This is a genomic window from Sphingobacterium sp. LZ7M1 (genome assembly GCF_024296865.1).
GTDB lineage: Bacteria > Bacteroidota > Bacteroidia > Sphingobacteriales > Sphingobacteriaceae > Sphingobacterium.
In genome coordinates this window covers 139,251-158,666 of the sequence record NZ_CP101134.1, presented here as the reverse complement: position 1 = coordinate 158,666, position 19,416 = coordinate 139,251, and the positions used below count along the sequence as shown (strand labels likewise).

Sequence of the window (19,416 nt, the reverse complement as noted above, 5' to 3'; positions counted from 1 at the left end):
TGATTAGTTTTTTTATGTTAGTATTCTATTGCCCCTTATGCGTTATTCTCCTCTGAAGACGATTCTTCTTCCTCAGAGGTTGCTTTCTTATCTTCTTTTTTTGTCTTTTCTAATTCTTCCTCCGCTTCCTTCTTCAACTCTTCTGCTTCCTTGGCTTTCTCCTCTTCTAATTTTAAGATGCATTTCAAGCCATTTTTCGTCATGATCCACTCAGAAAATTTAGATTCTTCTTTTCCGTGACATTCATTTGCCCATATATCGCGTACTTTCCACTCCATATTCTTGTTCAATAGAACTTTAGTTCCAACTGGCAAGTAAAGGTTCATTCTCACATGCTGATCACGGATCAATTGTTTGTCTTCCAGTGCAAAATGACTATCGAACATTAAGTTCTCTGCATTTTGGTTGACCCTATAAGAAATCTTGGAAGCTCTAGCCGATGCTGCTGCATAGGAAGATCCTTTTGCGATATAGTTATATTGTATATATGGTGTCTTCAAGGAGTCAATCGACTCAATGTGGACAGAAATATCATTACGCAGGTAATTACCGATCAACATCCCTCCTTTGTCAGGGTTGATTTTATTCTTGCTAAAGTCCTCATCGGAAGCTTTGATGACGCGAACATCATTCTCTGATATCACATAGGTGTCTTTTTTGTCCAATGTTTTCTCTACGGAAATGGTGCTCTCTTCCACAAAATCTTGATTGGTCACCACCACGAAGTATAAAATCATGACGATAGATACAATCCAAGCCGCCAATAGGGACATACTTGCATAGTTGTTCATTGGTTTTGTCTTGAAGACAACACGCAATAACAAGAAGAACAGCGCCAATAATGGGATGATGATGGCAAGGGTTCCCGCTAGGATGGCAAACAAGGCTGAAGCAGGGTCTAACACCTCAAGTGGAGGGAAAAACATTGGGTTTTGGTAGCCCATAATATTCAACACGTTGAATACAAAGAACACAAAGAGACCAATGATGCTCAAGCCTGCCCAGATCAACACCAACACGGCTAAGATTTTTCCAATGACCGAGAAAAAAGATCCTAAAGAGTCTCCAACCGAACGAGCTCCTCGACTAATATGCTCGCCGGCCCCCGAAAAATTTTCGCGAACTCCTTTCATTTCTTCATCGAAAGACTTCTTGAAATTGTGCAGGTTGGCCTGTTCACCACGCATCGCCAATTTATCGGCACGCGTCACTGCCTTCGGCATTACGGCCCACAGTACGAAGTACAAGAGCACTCCTGATCCACCGAACAAGAAGAACAAAATAAAGATGATCCTTACCCACTTCGCTTCGATATTGAAATAATGTGATAATCCACTACATACCCCGCTCAGAACCTTGTCGTCCATGTCACGCATTAACTTCTTCGAAGTCAAGTATTCTGTGAAACTAGGATCAGCTGCTTGCTCATGTCCTGGTTCTTGTTCAGCTCGTTGCTCAGATTGGAAGTTGCCCGCAGGATCAGCCTGATCTGCAAAAGCAGCTCTAGATTCGTTTTCTACGCGTGGCTCATCGCCGATTTCAGACTCAAAGTCACTTACCCTTCCCATTTGCGCAATCACCTGATCGACATCCTCACGGTTGATCACTTCCTTGCGACCTGTTTGGATACGTTCAGAAAACATTTCCGCAATACGGTTCTCAATGTCTTCAAGAATCTCTCGGCTATCTTCAGAATTCCCGAAGTGCCTTTTGATTTCGATCATATAGGATCGAAGAATTTCATATGCATCTTCCTCGATATGAAAGACGATACTGTTTATATTGATGATTATAGTTTTGTTCATGGCTGTATTTAGTTAATGGTATAGTTAAATTTCTCTGTTTTCTAAGGATGTCTCCACCGCAAAGACCAATTCTTTCCAAGTAACATCCAATCGTTTCAATACTTCCATCCCCTCGGAAGTAATCTGGTAATATTTTCTTGGTGGACCTGAAGTAGACTCTTTCCAGATGTAACTTAATAGACCGTTATTTTTCAATCTGGTAAGTAATGGATATAGTGTTCCTTCAACCACCAACAATTCAGCTTTTTTTAATTCGCTGATAATGTCTGAGGCATATATTTCTCCCCGAGAAATAATTGAAAGAATACAGTATTCCAGTATTCCTTTCCTCATTTGGGTTTGTGTATTTTCAGCTATCATAACAATACAAAGATATATCCTTTGGATGGTACTTTGCAATACATAGTACTATATTTTTTCATGATAACATCATAATCAATTGATTTACAGCCCAATAATTTTTTATCAAAATATCCAACAGCTTGTTGGAAGACAAAAAAATTGATGCAAAAGCTTTTTAATCTGACATTTAAATACGATTTTTATCAACAATGAATTGGATAATAAACTATGCATGGGCAATTATTTGGGCCATTATCATGATGCTCCTCTTATTGTTGCCCGCGAATGACTTTCCAACGGAAGGTTTTTTTCAAGGATTTGACAAGCTGGTCCATACCGGTAGCTTCTACTTATTGACTACTTTAATCCTTTTTGGAAGAGTGGTTGATACCAAAAGAAGAGCAACAAAAGTTAAAACCTTTATCATCGTTTTCTGTGTGGCCTCTTTCTTCGCTTTCTTTACCGAAGGAGCCCAGATGTATTTTACAGATTCAAGACGAGCTGATTGGTGGGATATTTTCGCTGATTATGTAGGAATTGGAATGGCTCTTTTTAGCTATCTGTTATTATACAACAGAAAGTTTCAATATTCCTGATCCTGAAGCGTCCATGGTCTGGCCCTGCAATAAGCAAGTTTAGGCCCGACCGATGCTGACAATATAAATCTTACAATGGGGAATGTGGTTGATCAATGCTTCCGCAGCAGCCGCCATCGTCGCGCCGGTGGTCAACACATCGTCTACCAAAAGGATATGGCTATCAGCCCATTGCTCTCCATTTTTACAATAAAAGGAATCTGCAACATTGCCGATACGGTCTGATCGGTACATCTTGGTCTGACTTTTTTGATATCTCCCACGATGTAGCAATCGAGTATTGACCGCAACATCCATGCCCAGCGACAAACCCGCTGCAATGCATTCGCTTTGGTTATATCCCCGTTTCAGCAATCTTTTAGGATGGAGCGGAACCGGAACGATCATATCTATCTTAGCAAAGTATGGAGATTCCCGTAAGCTTGTTCCATACTTCGTCCCCAAATATTCCCCCACTTGAGGGTGATTATTATACTTCAGGTTATAGATCAATTTTTCCACAATGGAGCCTGATCGCAAATGCAACATGCAGGCAGCAAATTCGAACGGAAACTTCCCCTTCAGTAATTGCATGGCTTCATTATTTGAATCCATATGGAATGCCGTATAAGGAAGATGAAATAAACAGGAAGTACAGATAATCTCTTCTTGTGCAATCAAGGCCGCGTTACAACCCATGCACAACTCTGGATAAAATAAATGGAGAAACGAACGCCAGTATTGAAGCATTTCAAGCAGTTAAGAGCTTAAAAATAAATCCTCTTCATTAAAAAATAACTGCAATTAGGTTAAGAATTCATTACACTTTCACTTCTTATCATAAATCAACAGTTAAGAACAATTCAGGTTGTATTTTTGTAGACTAATATAAGAAAGGAAAAACAGATGGAATTAGGAATAGGCATGTTTGGGGACTTGCAAATTGATTCTCAAACTGGGAAAATACAAGCGCCGAAACAAAGGCTACAGGAAATAATAGAAGAAATCAAATTGATGGATGAAGTGGGTGTTGATTTCTTTGGAATGGGTGAACACCACCGTGCAGATTACGCCGTTGCGGCACCTGAAATTGTGCTTGCTGCAGCAGCAACCGTGACCAAAAAAATCAAACTAGGATCAGCAGTTTCTGTATTGAGCTCGTCTGACCCGGTCAAACTATACCAGGATTTTGCAACCGTGGACTTGATTTCAAATGGTAGGGCAGAAATCATGGCCGGACGTGGGTCTTTCATTGAATCATTCCCACTGTTTGGATATGACTTAAAAGACTACAGCTCACTATTTGAAGAAAAACTAGACCTTCTGCTTCGTATCAACAATTCACAGACCGTCAACTGGACTGGTAAACACCGTGCTAGCTTGATCAATCAAAGCATCTACCCAAGAGCGGTCAATGATAAATTACCGATCTGGATTGCAGTTGGTGGTACAACCGAATCCGTAATCCGCGCAGGTAGATTGGGCCTACCGGTCATGTTTGCCATTATTGGCGGCTCACCGATCAATTTCAAACCATTGTTTGAAATCTATGAACAAGCTTACCAAGATAATGGTCACGACATGAGCAAATACCAAGTCGGTGTGCATATGCATTCCTTCTTCGGAGAAAATTCCAAAGAAATCGCTGATTGGTATTATCCATATTATTCTGCACAGATGAACCGAATCGGAGCATCAAGAGGATGGCCTCCATACCAAAGAACACAATATGATTATGGACGTTCAAACCATGGGCACCTTATCGTGGCCGATGTCAATGAATCCGTAGACAAAATCTTGCAGATCCAAGAAACCTTTGGATTGACCAGGTTCTCTGCACATACCGATGTGGGCAGCCCAGATCACAGTAAAATGATGAAAGCCATTGAACTTTACGGAAACCAAATCATTCCAAAAGTGAAAGCTGCATTGAAATAAACTATTGTTGAAACAAATAAAAAAAGGGCCATGGCCCTTTTTTTATTTGTTTCAATTTATGGAATTTCCAAAATTCCTGCATCACCCTATAAACTTACAATATGAAAAGAAATTATTTTTGGCTCCTCGTTATGCTACTAGCAATGGGAGCATGCTCAAATAAACAGAATGAATCTCAAGCTAACGCTGCGAATGTAGAAATTGTAACCCTTGAAGATAACATACCTGCTCCAGAAGCCAGAATGTTGAAAAGCACTTCCGCTGATAGAAATGAAGCCCCACAAAATGAGCCGCTTCAGAATCAACAAAATTCAAAAGCCAAGATCATCCGTACAGGGAACATATCACTAGAATCCAAAAAAATTGAGCAAAGTAAAGCCAGTCTGGATGCGCTGTTAAAAAAACACAATGCTTACTACGAACAAGAAATCACGAATAACAACAATGATTTCACCTCCTATAACCTCAGCATCCGTGTCCCAGCAAATGCCTTTGACCATTTCTTGAATGAACTGGAAAATGGAGAGGATAAAGTAACCGAGAAAAACATCAGTGCAAGAGATGTTTCTATTGAATATTATGATATAGAGTCAAGGCTTAAAAGCAAAAGAGCATTCCTTGAACGCTATCAGAATATGGTCAGCAGTGCGAAAAATGTAAAGGATCTGCTTGAAATCCAAGAACAGATCCGACAATTGCAGGAAGATATTGAGAGTAGTGAAGCGACCATGCGTAATCTGAGCAATCAGGTAGACTACAGCACAATTACCATCAATCTTTTTGAATACCAAGCTAATCTCCCAATGGGCAGTAATTCCTTTTGGGTAAAAATCAAGGATTCATTGGTTTTTGGCTGGAATATGATCCAGACCATAGCTTTAGGCATCATCAGCTTATGGCCAGTGTGGACAATTGTTATCCTCGTGTTGTGGGCAATCCAGAGAATCAGAAAAAACAGGAAAGCAAAGAAGATTAATTCTCAAGAATAATTGAGCTACAATCTTTCCTGTCCATAACCAGGAAACTTGCAGAAAAAGCTTTTTGGCGGATATAGGAACCGAGATCCAGATCCTGCTGCGAAATGGGAATGATCCTTTGGATATTTCTCCTCTCCAAAAATACCAAAAAGGCTTTTTCTGCATTTACACTACTTAAATACCCCGGGATAACCAGACCAGTTTCTTCTTTGATCTGATCACTGTAATGATAGGGAGCCAAGATCATCAAGGTGTCCCAAGGAAAACAGTTCATCTGCTGGAAATCAATCTTCCCTTCGGATACACTCCGCCTAAATTCTTTCTTAAAATCTCGAATACAAAAATTGGTTCTCACCTGCTTACAAGACAGAATAAAGATGGGTAGCATGCACATCAAAATCCTGATTACCTTTCCTTTATCCATCAGCCAATGATTATATGCCCAATAATAAATATTCGGAAAGAAATTTAACGAAGCAAAGAAAAGAGATAACAAATTGATAATGATAATTTATTGCATAACACCTTGATTGGCTCTACAAGAATATTATTACTTCTAGCTTATAATTTTTGATGTATCTTTGTAACGTGGAAAAAGCAGTAAAAACGGTAGATATCAGGAGCTTGAGTTTAGCTCAATTAAAGGATGCACTTGTTGAAATGGGTGAACAGGGTTTTCGTGCCAAGCAGATTTACGAATGGCTATGGCAAAAATCCTGTACTGATTTCGATGAAATGAGCAACCTGAGCAAGTCATTGCGCGAAACCCTGAAGGCCAATTTTACCATCAACGCCGTTAAGGTAAAACAATCCCAGATCAGCTCGGATAAAACCATAAAAAGTACATTCAGCTTATACGACAACAACGTAATTGAAGGAGTCCTGATTCCTGCAGATGACCGCATGACGGCCTGCGTGAGTTCTCAGGTGGGCTGTAGCTTGACCTGCAAATTCTGTGCTACCGGTTATATGGACCGTAAGCGAAACTTGAATGCCGATGAGATCTATGATCAAGTAGTACTGATCGCAAAACAGGCTGAAGAAAAATATGGACATCCATTGACCAATATCGTCTATATGGGTATGGGTGAACCTTTGTTGAACTACAGCAACATGATGAAATCGGTGGATCGCATCACTTCCCCAGATGGTCTGAATATGGCGGCGAAACGAATTACAGTTTCCACTGCCGGAATCGCCAAAATGATCAAGAAATTAGGGGACGATGAAGTTCGCTTTAATCTTGCACTTTCACTGCACGCGGCAAACGATGACAAAAGGAATGAAATCATGCCGATCAATGAACAGAACTCATTGGCAGCACTGGCTGAGGCATTGAAATATTTCTATGCTAAAACAAAGAGCCCGATTACTTTCGAATACATTGTTTTCCATAATTTCAATGATGAACTACAGGATGCCAAAGAGTTGGCAAAATTCTGCAAGAATGTACCTTGTAAGGTCAATATCATCGAATACAACCCAATTGCTTTGGCAGATTTCGTGAATGCAGAAGCGGATAAGATCGATCAGTTTGCCACTTACTTACGTAGCCAAGGCGTGATCACCAATGTGCGCAGAAGTAGAGGAAAAGATATCGATGCGGCCTGTGGTCAATTGGCCATCAAGGATAAAGATAAAGAAGCCAGTGAGGCATAAAAATAGAAAAAGGCATTTCTTTCGAAATGCCTTTTTTAATATCCTTTTTATCCGTGGATCTGTTCTTTCTTACCGTAGGATTGGATAAGATTTCCTTCAAACTCCAACCATTCTTTCCAGCGCTTATCTACATCCACATCTTTTGTGTATTTCTTGGCAAAATTCAGGAAGGTGGTGTAATGGTTCGCTTCCGAAACCATAAGATCATGATAGAACTTCGCCAGATCCTGATCCTTGATATTCTTGGACAATACCCTGAATCGTTCACAGCTCCTTGCTTCGATCATCGCAGCGAACAATAGCCTATCGATAAAAGCTTGGTTTCTGGAACCATCTTTCTTGGCAAATTTCATCAACTGGCCAACATAATCATCCTTTCTTTCGCGACCTAGTTCATAACCACGCTCCTTGATGATATCGATCACCATCTTGAAATGCTCCATCTCTTCAATGGCTATGGCAGTCAGCTCATGCACCAGATCCTCAAGTTCAGAATTCTGGGTAATCAATGAAATGGCATTCGAAGCTGCCTTCTGTTCACACCAGGCATGATCCGTCAAGATCTCTTCCAAATTAGATTCCGCGATATTGGCCCATCTTGGGTCTGTCAAAAGTTTTAGTCCTAACATAGCATTGAAAATTTCCACAAAGGTAATGAAAACAAAATCATCCCCCTAAATACATGAAATAATGCTAATTTGCAGCATGGGAAAAAGAATGCTTATCATCGGTTTGGTATGGCCTGAACCGACCTCCTCTGCGGCAGGTTGGCGAATGCTGCAACTCATCGATCTATTTAATTCCCAAGGATTTGAAATCACCTTTGCCTCAGCCGCCAGTAAATCTGAACATAGCTTCCCCTTAGAAGCCAAAGCTGTAGCTGAGGTTGAGATCAAACTGAACGACTCCTCCTTTGATGAATTTATCAAAGATCTAAATCCAGACTTTGTACTTTTCGACCGTTTCATGATCGAAGAGCAATATAGCTGGAGGGTGGCGCAGGCCTGTCCTCAGGCTATACGCATTTTGGACACCGAAGACCTGCATTTCGTTAGGCAAGCACGCCAAGAAGCCTATAAAAAAGGATTAGATTTCAACGCTGACATGCTCTATTCCGACCTGGCGAAACGGGAATTGACCGCCATTTACCGCTCGGATCTCAGTTTGATCATATCCGAATATGAAATGAAGCTCCTTCAGGAAGAGTTTGCCATCAATCCACAAATATTAAGCTATTTACCTTTCCAGATCCAACATCAAGAACAGGAACAATTAGGATTTGAGGATCGGGAACATTTTACCTTTATCGGCAATTTCCTCCATGAACCTAACTGGAAAACCGTACAACGCATCAAGGAAATCTGGCCTTCGATTCGAAAGCAATTACCTAAAGCAGAAGTGCATATCTATGGCGCCTATCCCAGCGAAAAGGTTTGGCAACTCAACCAGCCAAAGCAAGGCTTCCGTATTATGGGAAGGGCCGAGCATGCAGTAGATACCCTAAAAAAATACCGCATTTTATTGGCTCCAATACCTTTCGGCGCAGGACTGAAAGGCAAATTTATCGATGGCTTGTTCGCTGGGATTCCATCAATCAGTAGCAAGGTCGGCGCAGAAGCCATGTTTAACGGCCATGAATGGCCAGGTGAAATTGCAGATGAAACCGATGAAATTGTTGACAAAGCCGTCTCGCTGTATAAAGACCAGCATGCATGGGAAAGTGCAGCAAATAGATCACAGCAGATTTTAGAATCCTTGATCGATCCAGATTGGGGTAAAGACTTCATAACCGCCCTTGAAAAAATCCAACAAGCACCCGATACCCACCGTCGCAAAAACATGATAGGCCAAATTCTCTGGTCCAATCAATTCCTTTCCAGCAAATACCTATCCCAGTGGATTGAAGAAAAGAACAGGAAATAAGAACCGCAGCCGCTCTTTCAACGGGTTTTGAACCAGGATGCCCATCGGCTTCGCTCAGGGTACGGGATGAGAGGATGGACCAAGATCATGGAATGAACCAAGATGCAAAGGATAAGAGGATGGACCAAGATTTGAAAAAGCCACCCCCTCTGGAGGTTGTACAGCGCAAAAAAATGTCCCTTTCTGTGTTACTCTGACGAAGGAAGGGTCTCGGAATATTACAGACCTAATCAATTTAAATATTACGGATAGTATTGGCGTACGGTTTCTTAACCTTCGGTTAAGAATGACAAGATCTAGAGGAGGAGAACCGTACAGATTCCTCACTGATCGTTCAGAATAAAAATGCGCTAAGGAGGGATTCAGAGTGAAACGAAGAATCTATTTTTATTTTTTTAGGATCGCCGTCATTTCGAAATCGTAAGATGAGAAAACTATTTCAAATGAAGTTTGGATAGTTTCGAGACCCTTCGGGGAGCCCTCAGGGTGACACAAAAAGGGTATAGAAAAATATTCCACCCCGCTAGGGGTTTTCTACAAACATTTCACCTTCCGAAGGAAGCTCTTTGCCCCCGGCTCATTTCCAATGGCGGAAAAATGGAAAGAATGCCGTTGCCCTGTGCGATGGGTTTGGCCTTGGATGCTTTCAAGAAATTCTCCCATCAAAAGGGAGAATTTTGAAGAACGGCATCCTCGACATCAAGGCATTCTTTTCATGTGTGATGGATGGTGCGAAAAGCCATCTTAAATGAGCCGAAGCCTTTTGGTTACTTTTGGGCTTCAAAAGTAACGAAGAAAACCATTTGGCTAGCCCTAAAAACAAAAAAGGCACACCCGTAAAACGCATGTGCCAGTTCTCAAAATTAAGTTTAACCTAACGTCTCGTAAATACTATTGTTCTAGTTGTTGTACCAGTTACATTAACACCAGTGAATTTCTTGATTGAACCAATCAAGCTCTCTTGGATTTGATAAGTTACCCCATCAAAAATTAACGTTTTCTTTTCTGGCATTGAATAGGGAATTGCAGGAGCAAAATTTGCATCCTTCAGCATAATGTATGCGTTGTTGTTTGCCCTGAATTCGATGTATTGTGTTTCATCGTCACCTACCAAGGTATCTACCTCTGGTTCTTTACCCTCTTCTTTGGTCGTTTCCACTACAGAAAACCACTTGTTTGCACGAAGTAAATTCAATGCAGTATCACGTTCAGCATAGTTTAACGTCTCCTTGCTACAAGAAGCCAATCCTATTGCCATTAACCCCAAAATCATTAACTTTTTCATAATGCTTGTAAAATAGTTTCTATATAAATTTTCAATTTACTCCTCGGGCATACTTCCAATCATTATGCCAAGAACTGTTAAGAAAATGAATGAAGCCTTTGTAATAGAATAACATTCTATCGATTTTATGCTCATAACCAAGAGTTAAGGCTGAAAATTGGATAAAAAAAACACCTTTGAAAAATATTATCAAAGGTGTATCCATCGCTATTGAATTAATTAATTCGCTATTGAGGTCTGTTGTTTTCGATGATATAATAGATAATATAAAAGCAAGGTCAAGAGGATCAACCCGCTTACGATCATATACATTTTTGCATAGCCAAAATAGGATGCCACGACGGCCAGAGCAAAGGCTCCCAAACCAAATCCACTGTCATAAAACAGAAAGAAGGTTGCTGTAGCCGAACCGGCTTTGTCCACAGGACTTAATTTGATGGTGATGGTCTGGAAACTTGGGAATATCGCACCGTAAGCTACCCCTAGAATCACACCGGAAAGTAAGATCTGGAACATGGAAGTAGCTGATCCCATGATCATCAGGCCAAGGGCAAATATGATCAATGAAGGTATGATCAAATAACTAGGTCCCTTGGAATCCAATAACTTCCCTATGATGGGGCGGGTTACCATGATGCTGATAGCGAAGGTGATAAAATAATACATAGCCGCTATCGGCATGCCTAACTCGGTCGTATAAACCGCCATAAAGGAGATAATGGAGGAATATGAGAAAGCAAACAACATCGCTGAAATGCAGACCGGGACGGCCTTCATTTCAATAAAGTTTGAAAAACTGAATTTCTGCTTTCCAACTTTGGCAGGTACTGCGTGTTTAACTGTTTCTGGATTTTTTATGAACAAGGTCAATAGCCAACTTATGACCGAGAAGATTGACGCCACAAGGATCAAGACCTCGAAGCCAAATGAATTTAAGATATACAGTCCCAAAGCTGGCCCAAGCACCATGGAGAGGCTCATCGCCAAGCCATAATAGCCAACTCCCTCGCCCTTTCTGCTATTGGGAACCATAGTGATGGCCATGGCGGCATGTGCCGTTGTGGCAAGCGAATGGAAAACCCCGTGTATCATCCGAACAAGCAGCAATGGTACTATGGCATGAATCCCAAGATACATAAATGAACAGACCACAAATAAAAACAGGGTAATAACGGAAATCTTTTTAGATCCGATTCGATCTGAAATCACCCCGGAAAACGGACGTAACAATACAATCCCCAACAGATAAACGGAAACAACCAAACTCATGTCTCGAGCAGTACCGCCCATATGCTGCTTGATCGCCAATGGCATGGATGATAACAGCATATAGAAGTTTACAAAAAGAAAGAAACAGCCTAAACAGGATAATATAAAATCCCTCGTCCAAATTTTATTCGTATTCATATTGAGGCACAAAGGTCCACAATTAACACTAGCTGTTTTTTATATAATGGGACATAAATTATATTTTTCTAGCCAAACCTTTCTATCTTTGACCTTACTATGGAAAAGGATTTCTTAAAATGGGTAAGTACAGAGGATCAGCAGGTCTTGACCTTTCAGATGAAACCCGAACATTTCGATTTCCATTCTCACGCCAAAGCCCAGCTTACCCTTTTGGAGGGTGGTCTAACCTATTTGCATACAAGAGAAAAGGCTTATTTTATTCCTTCCTATCACTATGTATGGATACCTCCACATTTGGAGCACAAATTTAGCCATCAGCGTGAACAACATGTACTGGTCCGGAACCTTTATATCCCATTAAGTAAGAAACAGCTCAAACCTTTCCATCAGGAAATCGGGATTTTCCCAGCACATCCCTTGATTATTGAAAGCCTAAAATTCTGCGGAACTTCGGTTTTCAACAAAGGAGAGGAACAACACAACTTTCTTCATTCCATGGTTCAGCTACTTCCTCAATTGAGTCCCATGCGGTTCAGTTTATCCTTGCCAACATCCAATCAACATCAACTCAAGCCCATACTTTCCTATATCAGCAATATGCTCCATACCGATCTGCGATTGGAAGTCGTTGCGAAAAAATTCAATCTCGGTGTACGGAGCTTGAGCCGATTGTTTGAGCAGCATCTACATACCTCATTCTTGCAATTTGTCAAGACCGCCCGCATCATCCGTTCCATTGAATTAATCCTTGCCAGAGAAAGGAGCATCAGCGAAATAAGTTATGCCGTAGGCTATAAAAGCATCGCTTCCTTTTCCAACACCTTTCTCCAGACGACGGGCAAAAGACCTACAGATTTTGCAAATGATTTGTTACTGAAATAGAATTTAGTGTTTCAAATACACTATATAACGGATTGAATTGTTATATTTAGTCAAACTATTTTTTTATGAAAACATTAAAAGGACCGGGCATTTTCCTAGCCCAATTTATAGCCGATGAAGCACCGTACAATAATTTAGAAACCATTAGTAAATGGGCGAGCTCATTGGGTTTTAAAGGTGTACAGATCCCGACTAATGAACCAAACTTCTTTGATGTGCAGAAAGTTGCGGAAAGCAAAACCTATGCAGATGAAATCAAGGGAAAACTTAAAGAACAAGGGGTTGAGATTACAGAGTTATCTACCCACCTTCAAGGTCAATTAGTGGCGGTTCACCCTGCCTATGATAAACTTTTTGATGGATTCGCTCCTGAAAAATATAGAAATAACCCTAAGGCCAGAACCGAATGGGCTATCGACCAATTGAAGTTAGCGGCCAAAGCTTCAGCTAACCTGGGCCTTAATGCCCATGCGACATTCAGTGGAGCCTTGTTATGGCATATGGTCTATCCTTGGCCTCAACGTCCTGCCGGTGCAGTCGAAACAGGCTTCAAGGAATTAGCAAAAAGATGGCTTCCAATTTTGGATGAATTCGACAAAAATGGCGTGGATGTTTGTTACGAAATCCATCCCGGTGAAGACCTACATGATGGGGTAAGTTATGAGCGCTTTCTAGAAGCGGCAAACAATCACCCAAGAGCTTGCTTACTATACGATCCATCCCATCTATTATTACAGGGCATGGATTATTTAAGCTATATCGATCATTACCATGAGCGTATCAAGATGTTCCATGTTAAAGATGCGGAGTTTAACCCAACGGGTAAACAAGGTGTTTATGGCGGTTACTCAGGCTGGGTAGAACGCGCAGGAAGGTTCCGTTCATTAGGAGATGGACAGGTGGACTTCAAGGGAATCTTTAGTAAACTGGCTGCTTATGATTTTGATGGATGGGCAGTAATGGAATGGGAATGTGCCTTGAAAAATTCGGTTGATGGTGCAACAGAAGGTGCAGAATTTATCAAGAACCATATTATCAAAGTTACCGATAAAGCATTCGACGATTTCGCAGCAACTGGAGCTGATGAAAACTTCAATAGAGAAATATTAGGTATTTAATCGCCTATAAAATATAAGATCTGAAACAGTAGTAGCCCCAAGCTGCTGCTGTTTTTTTTATGTATATTGATCCGGTCAAGGAAATTTATTCAAGCATGAAATCTTTGGCAATAAAAATGACCAATTTTTAATCCAAGTAAATCCCTAAATAAGTTGTTGATCTGAATTGGACCTTATTCGAGACACATTCCGAATTTTAGCAATATGGCTCGAATATGGGTAAAACCATTCTCGAAGAATCTTCCCCAAACTCACTCCATTTTTCTTTAATCCCGAAAAAGTTTTCACAGAAAAATACAGCTTTTAAGTGAATTATTGGATGCCGTTTCTAGCCGGAATTCTATCCATTTTAGCTTAATTATTAAGTATTTAATAAAAGTATCTTTTGTCTTAAATTGTTGTTATTTTAATTATTTCACATTTTTTAACAACAAAAAAGGTTTGTTGGCGTTTAAGTATTACGTATCAATGTAACAAACTTGATATAATGGTTATCAATAAAGCACTAATCCTTGTTCTCGCAACAAGTTTTGATAACCAACTTTTGAGCGGAATTCTATTAAGAAAATTACCCTGATAAATAATTAACATATGATGCAAATCCTTTACCGTTCGCTTTTCTTAGCATGTGCTCTCATGCTCTTTTGCCATCAAGGACGGGCAAGCGCCACAGAAAAGAATCACAAACTAGAAACAAACTTTAAAATCAATCCCCACCATCCTTCCATTGATTCCTTAGATATCATTGGTAAGATTACTGACTCCACTGGAACAGCCATTGAGGGCGTAGTGGTAACAGAGCAGGGGACAACAAACAGTGTGCTATCCAATGAAAATGGCGAATACAAAATCGCGGCCAACCCAAATGGGATGTTGGTCTTTTTAAAATCGGGATTTGCCACACAGGAAGTTCATGTCAACAACCAAAAACAGTTGGACGTGAAGATGCTGGTTGCAACTCCAGAAACGGAAGCTGCTGAAACAGAAGGCACAGAACAAACCGATAGTTCGGCAACCCAAACGGACAGTACCCAAGTACAGACCGACAGTACACAGACGGCAGTTGCGACAGACAGTACCGCACAGACCGATGCGGCTGTTGCAGCACCTACTGGTCAAAATGTGATCACAGGTACAGTTAGCGGCCCATCAGGCCCTCTTCCGGGAATTACCGTGAAAGTAGTCGGAACGGATCTAAGTGCCAGTACCGATGAAAATGGTAAATTCCAGATCGCTGCCGATGCAAAAAGTAGGATCCGTTTTTCGTCCGTAGGCTACAAGACCATTACCCAGACTGTGGGAAACCGAAAGGATATCCAAGTTGTGATGGCGACAGAAACCAATACGATTGAATCCGTTCAGGTGGTTGCTGTAGGTTATGGAACGATGAAAAGAGCAACCCTACCAACGGCGGTATCCAGTATCGGTGCCAATGAAATCGAAGATGAGGTATTGCCTAGTGTAACCCAGGCCATCCAAGGTAAAGCCGGTGGTGTACAGGTTACCCAAAAATCGGGTTCACCAGGTGGTGGTATCAGTATCCGTGTTCGTGGTACAACCTCCATCAATGCCAGTTCTGATCCACTATATGTGGTAGATGGAATCCCCGTGAACAGTACGACCAACTTTACAGGTGGTTCCACGTTTGATTTCGGTGGTGGTACCCAAGGGATCAATGTGCTGTCATCCATCAACCCTTCGGATGTTCAATCCATTGAGGTCCTGAAAGATGCGGCCTCTTCATCCATCTACGGTTCCAGAGCGGCTAATGGTGTGGTATTGATCACTACGAAAAAAGGACTTGCTGGACAGAGCCAGTTTACATTCAACATGTATGAAGGTTTCTCCCAAGTTCCGAAAGAAAGATATTATGACTTCATGAATACGGCACAGTACCAAGATTACATGAAAGACTATTATAGAATCTTGCAAGAGCAAGATCCGTCAAAGCCTATCCCTGATCAAATCTTTGCTAACCCAGGTATCAATACCGATTGGCAAAATGCAATTTTCAGGACTTCTCCAACCAGGAACTACGAGCTTGCAGCAAGTGGTGGAAGCGATAAGACACAATATTATACTTCGGTTGGTTACATGAAACAAGGCGGTGTATTGCTTTCTTCAGATTTTGACCGCTTAAGTGGGCGCTTGAACTTAAATCACCAACACAGTGACAAGTTAAGATTCGCGACCTCGATCAATTTGACCAGAGCGACAAACCATCGTGTACAGGAAGAGAATTCGAAAGAAGGATCGACCAAATCGGGGATCTTCTCTCCACCGAATATTCCGGTATATGGTGAGAATGGCAATTATTACTATGACCAAGTCAGGTTGACCAGGGAGAACCCAGTTGCCATGCTTGAATTGCCAACAAATAAGGCACAGACTTACCGCATCTTGGCAAATGCCAGTGCAGAATATAACATCATCCCTGAATTATTGTTGAAGACCAGTTTTGGTACAGATTTAAGCTTTATTGATGAGACTTTCTTTATGCCCCCAACTGGTTTGCGTTCATATGCCAGTCAGGGTGGTATAGGAGCAAGCAGAAGTACGCGTGACCAATTATGGATCAATGAGACGACCTTGACCTTTGACAAGACCATGGGAGACCATTATATCAATGCATTGGGAGGTTTCTCGGTTCAAGGTTCTCGTTTAGAATTTACCCATGCACAAAGGACCGGATTCCCGAACAATGATATCCCTTATGTAACTGCAGGGGGTGTGATCACCGGAGCCAATGCATATCCAGAAGAATGGGCCATTGCATCAGGTTTTGCAAGAGCATCTTATGTGTACAAAGACAAATATATTGTCAATGCGAATGTTCGTATGGACGGTTCATCACGCTTCGGTTCTGACAACCGTTGGGCAGTTTTCCCATCCATGGCTGCAGCTTGGAGGATTTCTGAGGAAGACTTCCTGAAAGACAACAGCACGTTCAGCGACTTGAAATTGAGAGCCAGCTGGGGTATCACCGGTAACCAGAACATCGGTAACTATGCCAGCCGTTCATTATACTCAAGCGGAAACAACTACATGGGCCAAGCCGGTTTTATTCCAAACGTACTTGGTGACAAGGGTTTGAAATGGGAAACCACAAGACAATGGAACGTGGGTGTAGATGCTGGTTTCTTCAATGATAGGATTTCCTTATTGGCAGATTACTACTACAAGAAGACCACGGATCTGTTGATCGGTCTACCGATCTTGACCAGTTCAGGATTTATCAACCGTTTCACCAACTCTGGAGATATTGAAAACAAAGGTTTCGAATTTGAATTAAGCAGCAAAAACTTAGTGGGCGAATTCAAATGGAGCACATCCCTGAACATGACTTTCAATAGAAATAAAGTTTTGGCTTTGCCAGAAGGACTGACTGAAATGCGCGGTGGTGTAGGTGATCTGAACAGAGCTGTTCCAGGAATGCCATTAGGTGTTTTCTATGGCTGGAAAGCTTTGGGTGTTAATCCAGAAACAGGTATGATCGATTACCTAGGCAAGAATGGTGAAGCAGTAGCACCTACAAATTATGAAGACCATGTGATGATCGGTGATCCGAATCCACAGTTCTTTGGTGGTATCAGCAATAACTTTGAGTACAAGAATTTTGACTTGAGCATTTTAGGTCAATTCTCTTATGGCAATGATATCTTCAACTACAACTTGGCATCGGGTCTAGAGGGCTTCAACCCGAGTTCTAACCAGTTTGTTGATTTTGTAGACAGATGGCGCGAACCGGGAGACATCACGGATGTTCCAAGACCAGCACCGGGAAGCTTAGACAATGGAGCGGTTTCCTCACGATTTGTAGAAGATGGCTCTTTCTTCAGGATCAGAAATATCACCTTAGGTTATTCCCTTCCTAACGAGATTGCGGAACGCATCAAGATGAAGAGATTACGTTTCTACGTAACGGTTCAGAATGCCTACGTATTTACCAAATACAGAGGATATGACCCAGAGGTTAGTTCTAGCCACGGCGGAGCAAACACAGGTTTAATTTACGGTTATGACTATGGAAGTTATCCACAACCAAGGATTTTCACAACAGGTATTAACTTAACTTTCTAAGAGTCGCGAATATGAAAATGAAAAATAGAATATTATCCATATGTTTCGTTGCATTGACAGCGGTTTCACTGAGTTCATGCAACAAGTTTTTAGACAAAGATCCTTTGGGACAGATTGCAGAAGATGAGTTTTTCAACTCGGAAACGAATGCAAATGCTGCCGTAATCGGTGCATATAGGACCATGACCAGTCCTTTTTCCTATGGTCAGTCCACCTTGGTCGTTCCTGAATTTTCAGCGGTGCATGTAAGGCATTCTGCGGTCTATCCAGAGTATGAGACCTTCGCCAGCCATGAAATCCAAGCTATCAATCCTTGGACTTCCAATATGTGGCAGGCCTTGTACGCAACGATCAATGCGGCAAACAACGTGATCGATGAAGTTCCCAACATGGACGGTTCCATGATCTCGGAAGAAAAGAAAAAGATCTTTATCGGAGAGGCAAAATTCATCAGAGCCTTAAATTACTTTTTCTTGGTCAGAGCTTTTGAAAGGGTTCCCCTAAAATTAAAAGCGACGAAAGAAGGTGATGATATAAAAACTCCTCAGGCAAAGAAAGAGGATACCTACGCACAGATCGTCAAGGACCTAACTGAGGCTATCGCTGCCTTACCGAAGGAAAACCCTTATACTGGCGATGCAGGTAGAGGAAGAGCCTCGCATTGGGGTGCAAAAGCCTTATTGGCCAAGGTATATCTATACCAAGCTGCCTTTACCAATGATTACAAGAAAGCCGCTGACTTGGCCAATGAAGTGATTACTTCGGGAGGTTTCAGTTTGGTGTCAGATTTCAGTACCATCTGGACAACCCAGAATACAAACGAAGCAATCTTTGAACTGCAATTTGATGATCAGGTGACCAATCCATTGGCAGCAGTAGCCAATGATAATCCATCGGTTTTGTTCTTTGCAAAGGATTCAACGGTACTGGACCTGTATGAAGATGCTGATAAGCGAAAAGCATTTACCATCAAAAAAGGAAGCAATGACAACTACTTCATGGGTAAGTTTCCAAACTTTTCGCCCTCAAGCCAAAATGTTACGGTCATCCGATTGGCAGAACTGTATCTAATCCATGCAGAAGCGAAGGCAAGGGTAGACAATAGCGTAAGCCAGGCTGCTTATAATTCATTAAAGATGGTCCAGGATCGTGCCGGAGTATCCAAAGCAATTGGTTCCTTTGGCAGCCTTGCAAATTTCATCACTGCTGTTCAGGAAGAAAAAGAACGCGAACTGATGTTTGAGGGTGAGACCTGGTTCGATTTTGTTCGGACAAAATTGGCGATGAAAAAGTACAAGACATTAACCAAGGAGGAGTTTATGGTCTATCCAATACCTACAGCCCAAATATCTTTAGGTGGAGGATTGACACAGAATCCAGGTTATTAGTAAATAAATGATTCATGGGAAAGGAGGCTGAATG

General features: G+C 41.4%; 16 protein-coding genes. 9 read left to right on the top strand and 7 right to left on the bottom strand.

Annotated features, from left to right (window positions below):
* Window positions 1-35: 35 nt before the first annotated feature.
* Together NMK93_RS00670 and NMK93_RS00665 are read right to left on the bottom strand one after the other, a co-directional pair.
* The gene (locus tag NMK93_RS00670; protein ID WP_254526664.1) at window positions 36-1,805 is read right to left on the bottom strand and encodes a PspC domain-containing protein; all 1,770 of its coding nucleotides are present in this window, start codon (window positions 1,803-1,805) and stop codon (window positions 36-38) included.
* A gap of 24 nt (window positions 1,806-1,829) precedes the next feature.
* The gene (locus tag NMK93_RS00665) at window positions 1,830-2,165 is read right to left on the bottom strand and encodes a PadR family transcriptional regulator (protein WP_185212880.1); all 336 of its coding nucleotides are present in this window, start codon (window positions 2,163-2,165) and stop codon (window positions 1,830-1,832) included.
* 191 nt (window positions 2,166-2,356) lie between these two features.
* Between NMK93_RS00665 and NMK93_RS00660 the strand changes: the two genes are divergently transcribed.
* Window positions 2,357-2,743 carry a VanZ family protein gene (locus NMK93_RS00660; RefSeq protein ID WP_254526665.1) on the top strand — a complete coding sequence of 129 codons (387 nt, stop codon included), beginning with the start codon at window positions 2,357-2,359 and terminating at the stop codon, window positions 2,741-2,743.
* A gap of 39 nt (window positions 2,744-2,782) precedes the next feature.
* Here NMK93_RS00660 and NMK93_RS00655 read toward each other — a convergent pair whose 3' ends face one another.
* Entirely contained in the window at window positions 2,783-3,421 is a 639-nt protein-coding gene (locus NMK93_RS00655; RefSeq protein ID WP_254526666.1) for a ComF family protein, read from the bottom strand.
* Between the two features lie 207 nt (window positions 3,422-3,628).
* On the opposite strand from NMK93_RS00655, the gene NMK93_RS00650 reads away from it, so the two are divergent.
* Both NMK93_RS00650 and NMK93_RS00645 read left to right on the top strand, forming a co-directional pair.
* Window positions 3,629-4,660, top strand: a complete 1,032-nt coding sequence (locus NMK93_RS00650; protein WP_254526667.1) for an LLM class flavin-dependent oxidoreductase — start codon at window positions 3,629-3,631, stop codon at window positions 4,658-4,660.
* Window positions 4,661-4,761: 101 nt separating this feature from the next.
* On the top strand, window positions 4,762-5,649 hold the full coding sequence (locus NMK93_RS00645; RefSeq protein ID WP_254526668.1) for a DUF4349 domain-containing protein: 888 nt from the start codon (window positions 4,762-4,764) through the stop codon (window positions 5,647-5,649).
* Here the strand turns inward: NMK93_RS00645 and NMK93_RS00640 are convergent.
* The gene (locus NMK93_RS00640; RefSeq protein WP_254526669.1) at window positions 5,633-6,061 is read right to left on the bottom strand and encodes a hypothetical protein; all 429 of its coding nucleotides are present in this window, start codon (window positions 6,059-6,061) and stop codon (window positions 5,633-5,635) included. The genes NMK93_RS00645 and NMK93_RS00640 overlap by 17 nt on opposite strands.
* Before the next feature lie 149 nt (window positions 6,062-6,210).
* On the opposite strand from NMK93_RS00640, the gene rlmN reads away from it, so the two are divergent.
* Window positions 6,211-7,296 (top strand): 23S rRNA (adenine(2503)-C(2))-methyltransferase RlmN, encoded by a 1,086-nt coding sequence (gene rlmN, locus NMK93_RS00635; RefSeq protein WP_093100109.1) that lies wholly within the window; start codon window positions 6,211-6,213, stop codon window positions 7,294-7,296.
* 47 nt (window positions 7,297-7,343) lie between these two features.
* On the opposite strand, the gene NMK93_RS00630 is transcribed toward rlmN, so the two are convergent.
* Entirely contained in the window at window positions 7,344-7,925 is a 582-nt protein-coding gene (locus tag NMK93_RS00630) for a tRNA-(ms[2]io[6]A)-hydroxylase (protein WP_093100108.1), read from the bottom strand.
* A 76-nt stretch (window positions 7,926-8,001) separates the two neighbouring features.
* On the opposite strand from NMK93_RS00630, the gene NMK93_RS00625 reads away from it, so the two are divergent.
* Window positions 8,002-9,219: a glycosyltransferase gene (locus NMK93_RS00625; protein WP_254526670.1), complete on the top strand. Its 1,218-nt coding sequence runs from the start codon at window positions 8,002-8,004 to the stop codon at window positions 9,217-9,219.
* 874 nt (window positions 9,220-10,093) lie between these two features.
* On the opposite strand, the gene NMK93_RS00620 is transcribed toward NMK93_RS00625, so the two are convergent.
* Both NMK93_RS00620 and NMK93_RS00615 read right to left on the bottom strand, forming a co-directional pair.
* Window positions 10,094-10,504, bottom strand: a complete 411-nt coding sequence (locus NMK93_RS00620) for a hypothetical protein (RefSeq protein ID WP_254526671.1) — start codon at window positions 10,502-10,504, stop codon at window positions 10,094-10,096.
* 219 nt (window positions 10,505-10,723) lie between these two features.
* A complete protein-coding gene (locus tag NMK93_RS00615; RefSeq protein ID WP_302328282.1) occupies window positions 10,724-11,911 on the bottom strand; it encodes an MFS transporter in 1,188 nt (395 codons plus the stop codon).
* Between the two features lie 99 nt (window positions 11,912-12,010).
* On the opposite strand from NMK93_RS00615, the gene NMK93_RS00610 reads away from it, so the two are divergent.
* From NMK93_RS00610 to NMK93_RS00595, 4 genes are all read left to right on the top strand, one after another.
* Window positions 12,011-12,796, top strand: coding sequence for an AraC family transcriptional regulator (locus NMK93_RS00610; RefSeq protein WP_185212872.1), 786 nt, complete (start codon window positions 12,011-12,013; stop codon window positions 12,794-12,796).
* A gap of 65 nt (window positions 12,797-12,861) precedes the next feature.
* The gene (locus NMK93_RS00605) at window positions 12,862-13,914 is read left to right on the top strand and encodes a sugar phosphate isomerase/epimerase (RefSeq protein ID WP_254526673.1); all 1,053 of its coding nucleotides are present in this window, start codon (window positions 12,862-12,864) and stop codon (window positions 13,912-13,914) included.
* A gap of 591 nt (window positions 13,915-14,505) precedes the next feature.
* Entirely contained in the window at window positions 14,506-17,994 is a 3,489-nt protein-coding gene (locus tag NMK93_RS00600) for a SusC/RagA family TonB-linked outer membrane protein (RefSeq protein WP_185212870.1), read from the top strand.
* 17 nt (window positions 17,995-18,011) lie between these two features.
* Window positions 18,012-19,382 carry a RagB/SusD family nutrient uptake outer membrane protein gene (locus NMK93_RS00595; RefSeq protein ID WP_185216108.1) on the top strand — a complete coding sequence of 457 codons (1,371 nt, stop codon included), beginning with the start codon at window positions 18,012-18,014 and terminating at the stop codon, window positions 19,380-19,382.
* The last annotated feature ends 34 nt before the right edge of the window (window positions 19,383-19,416 follow it).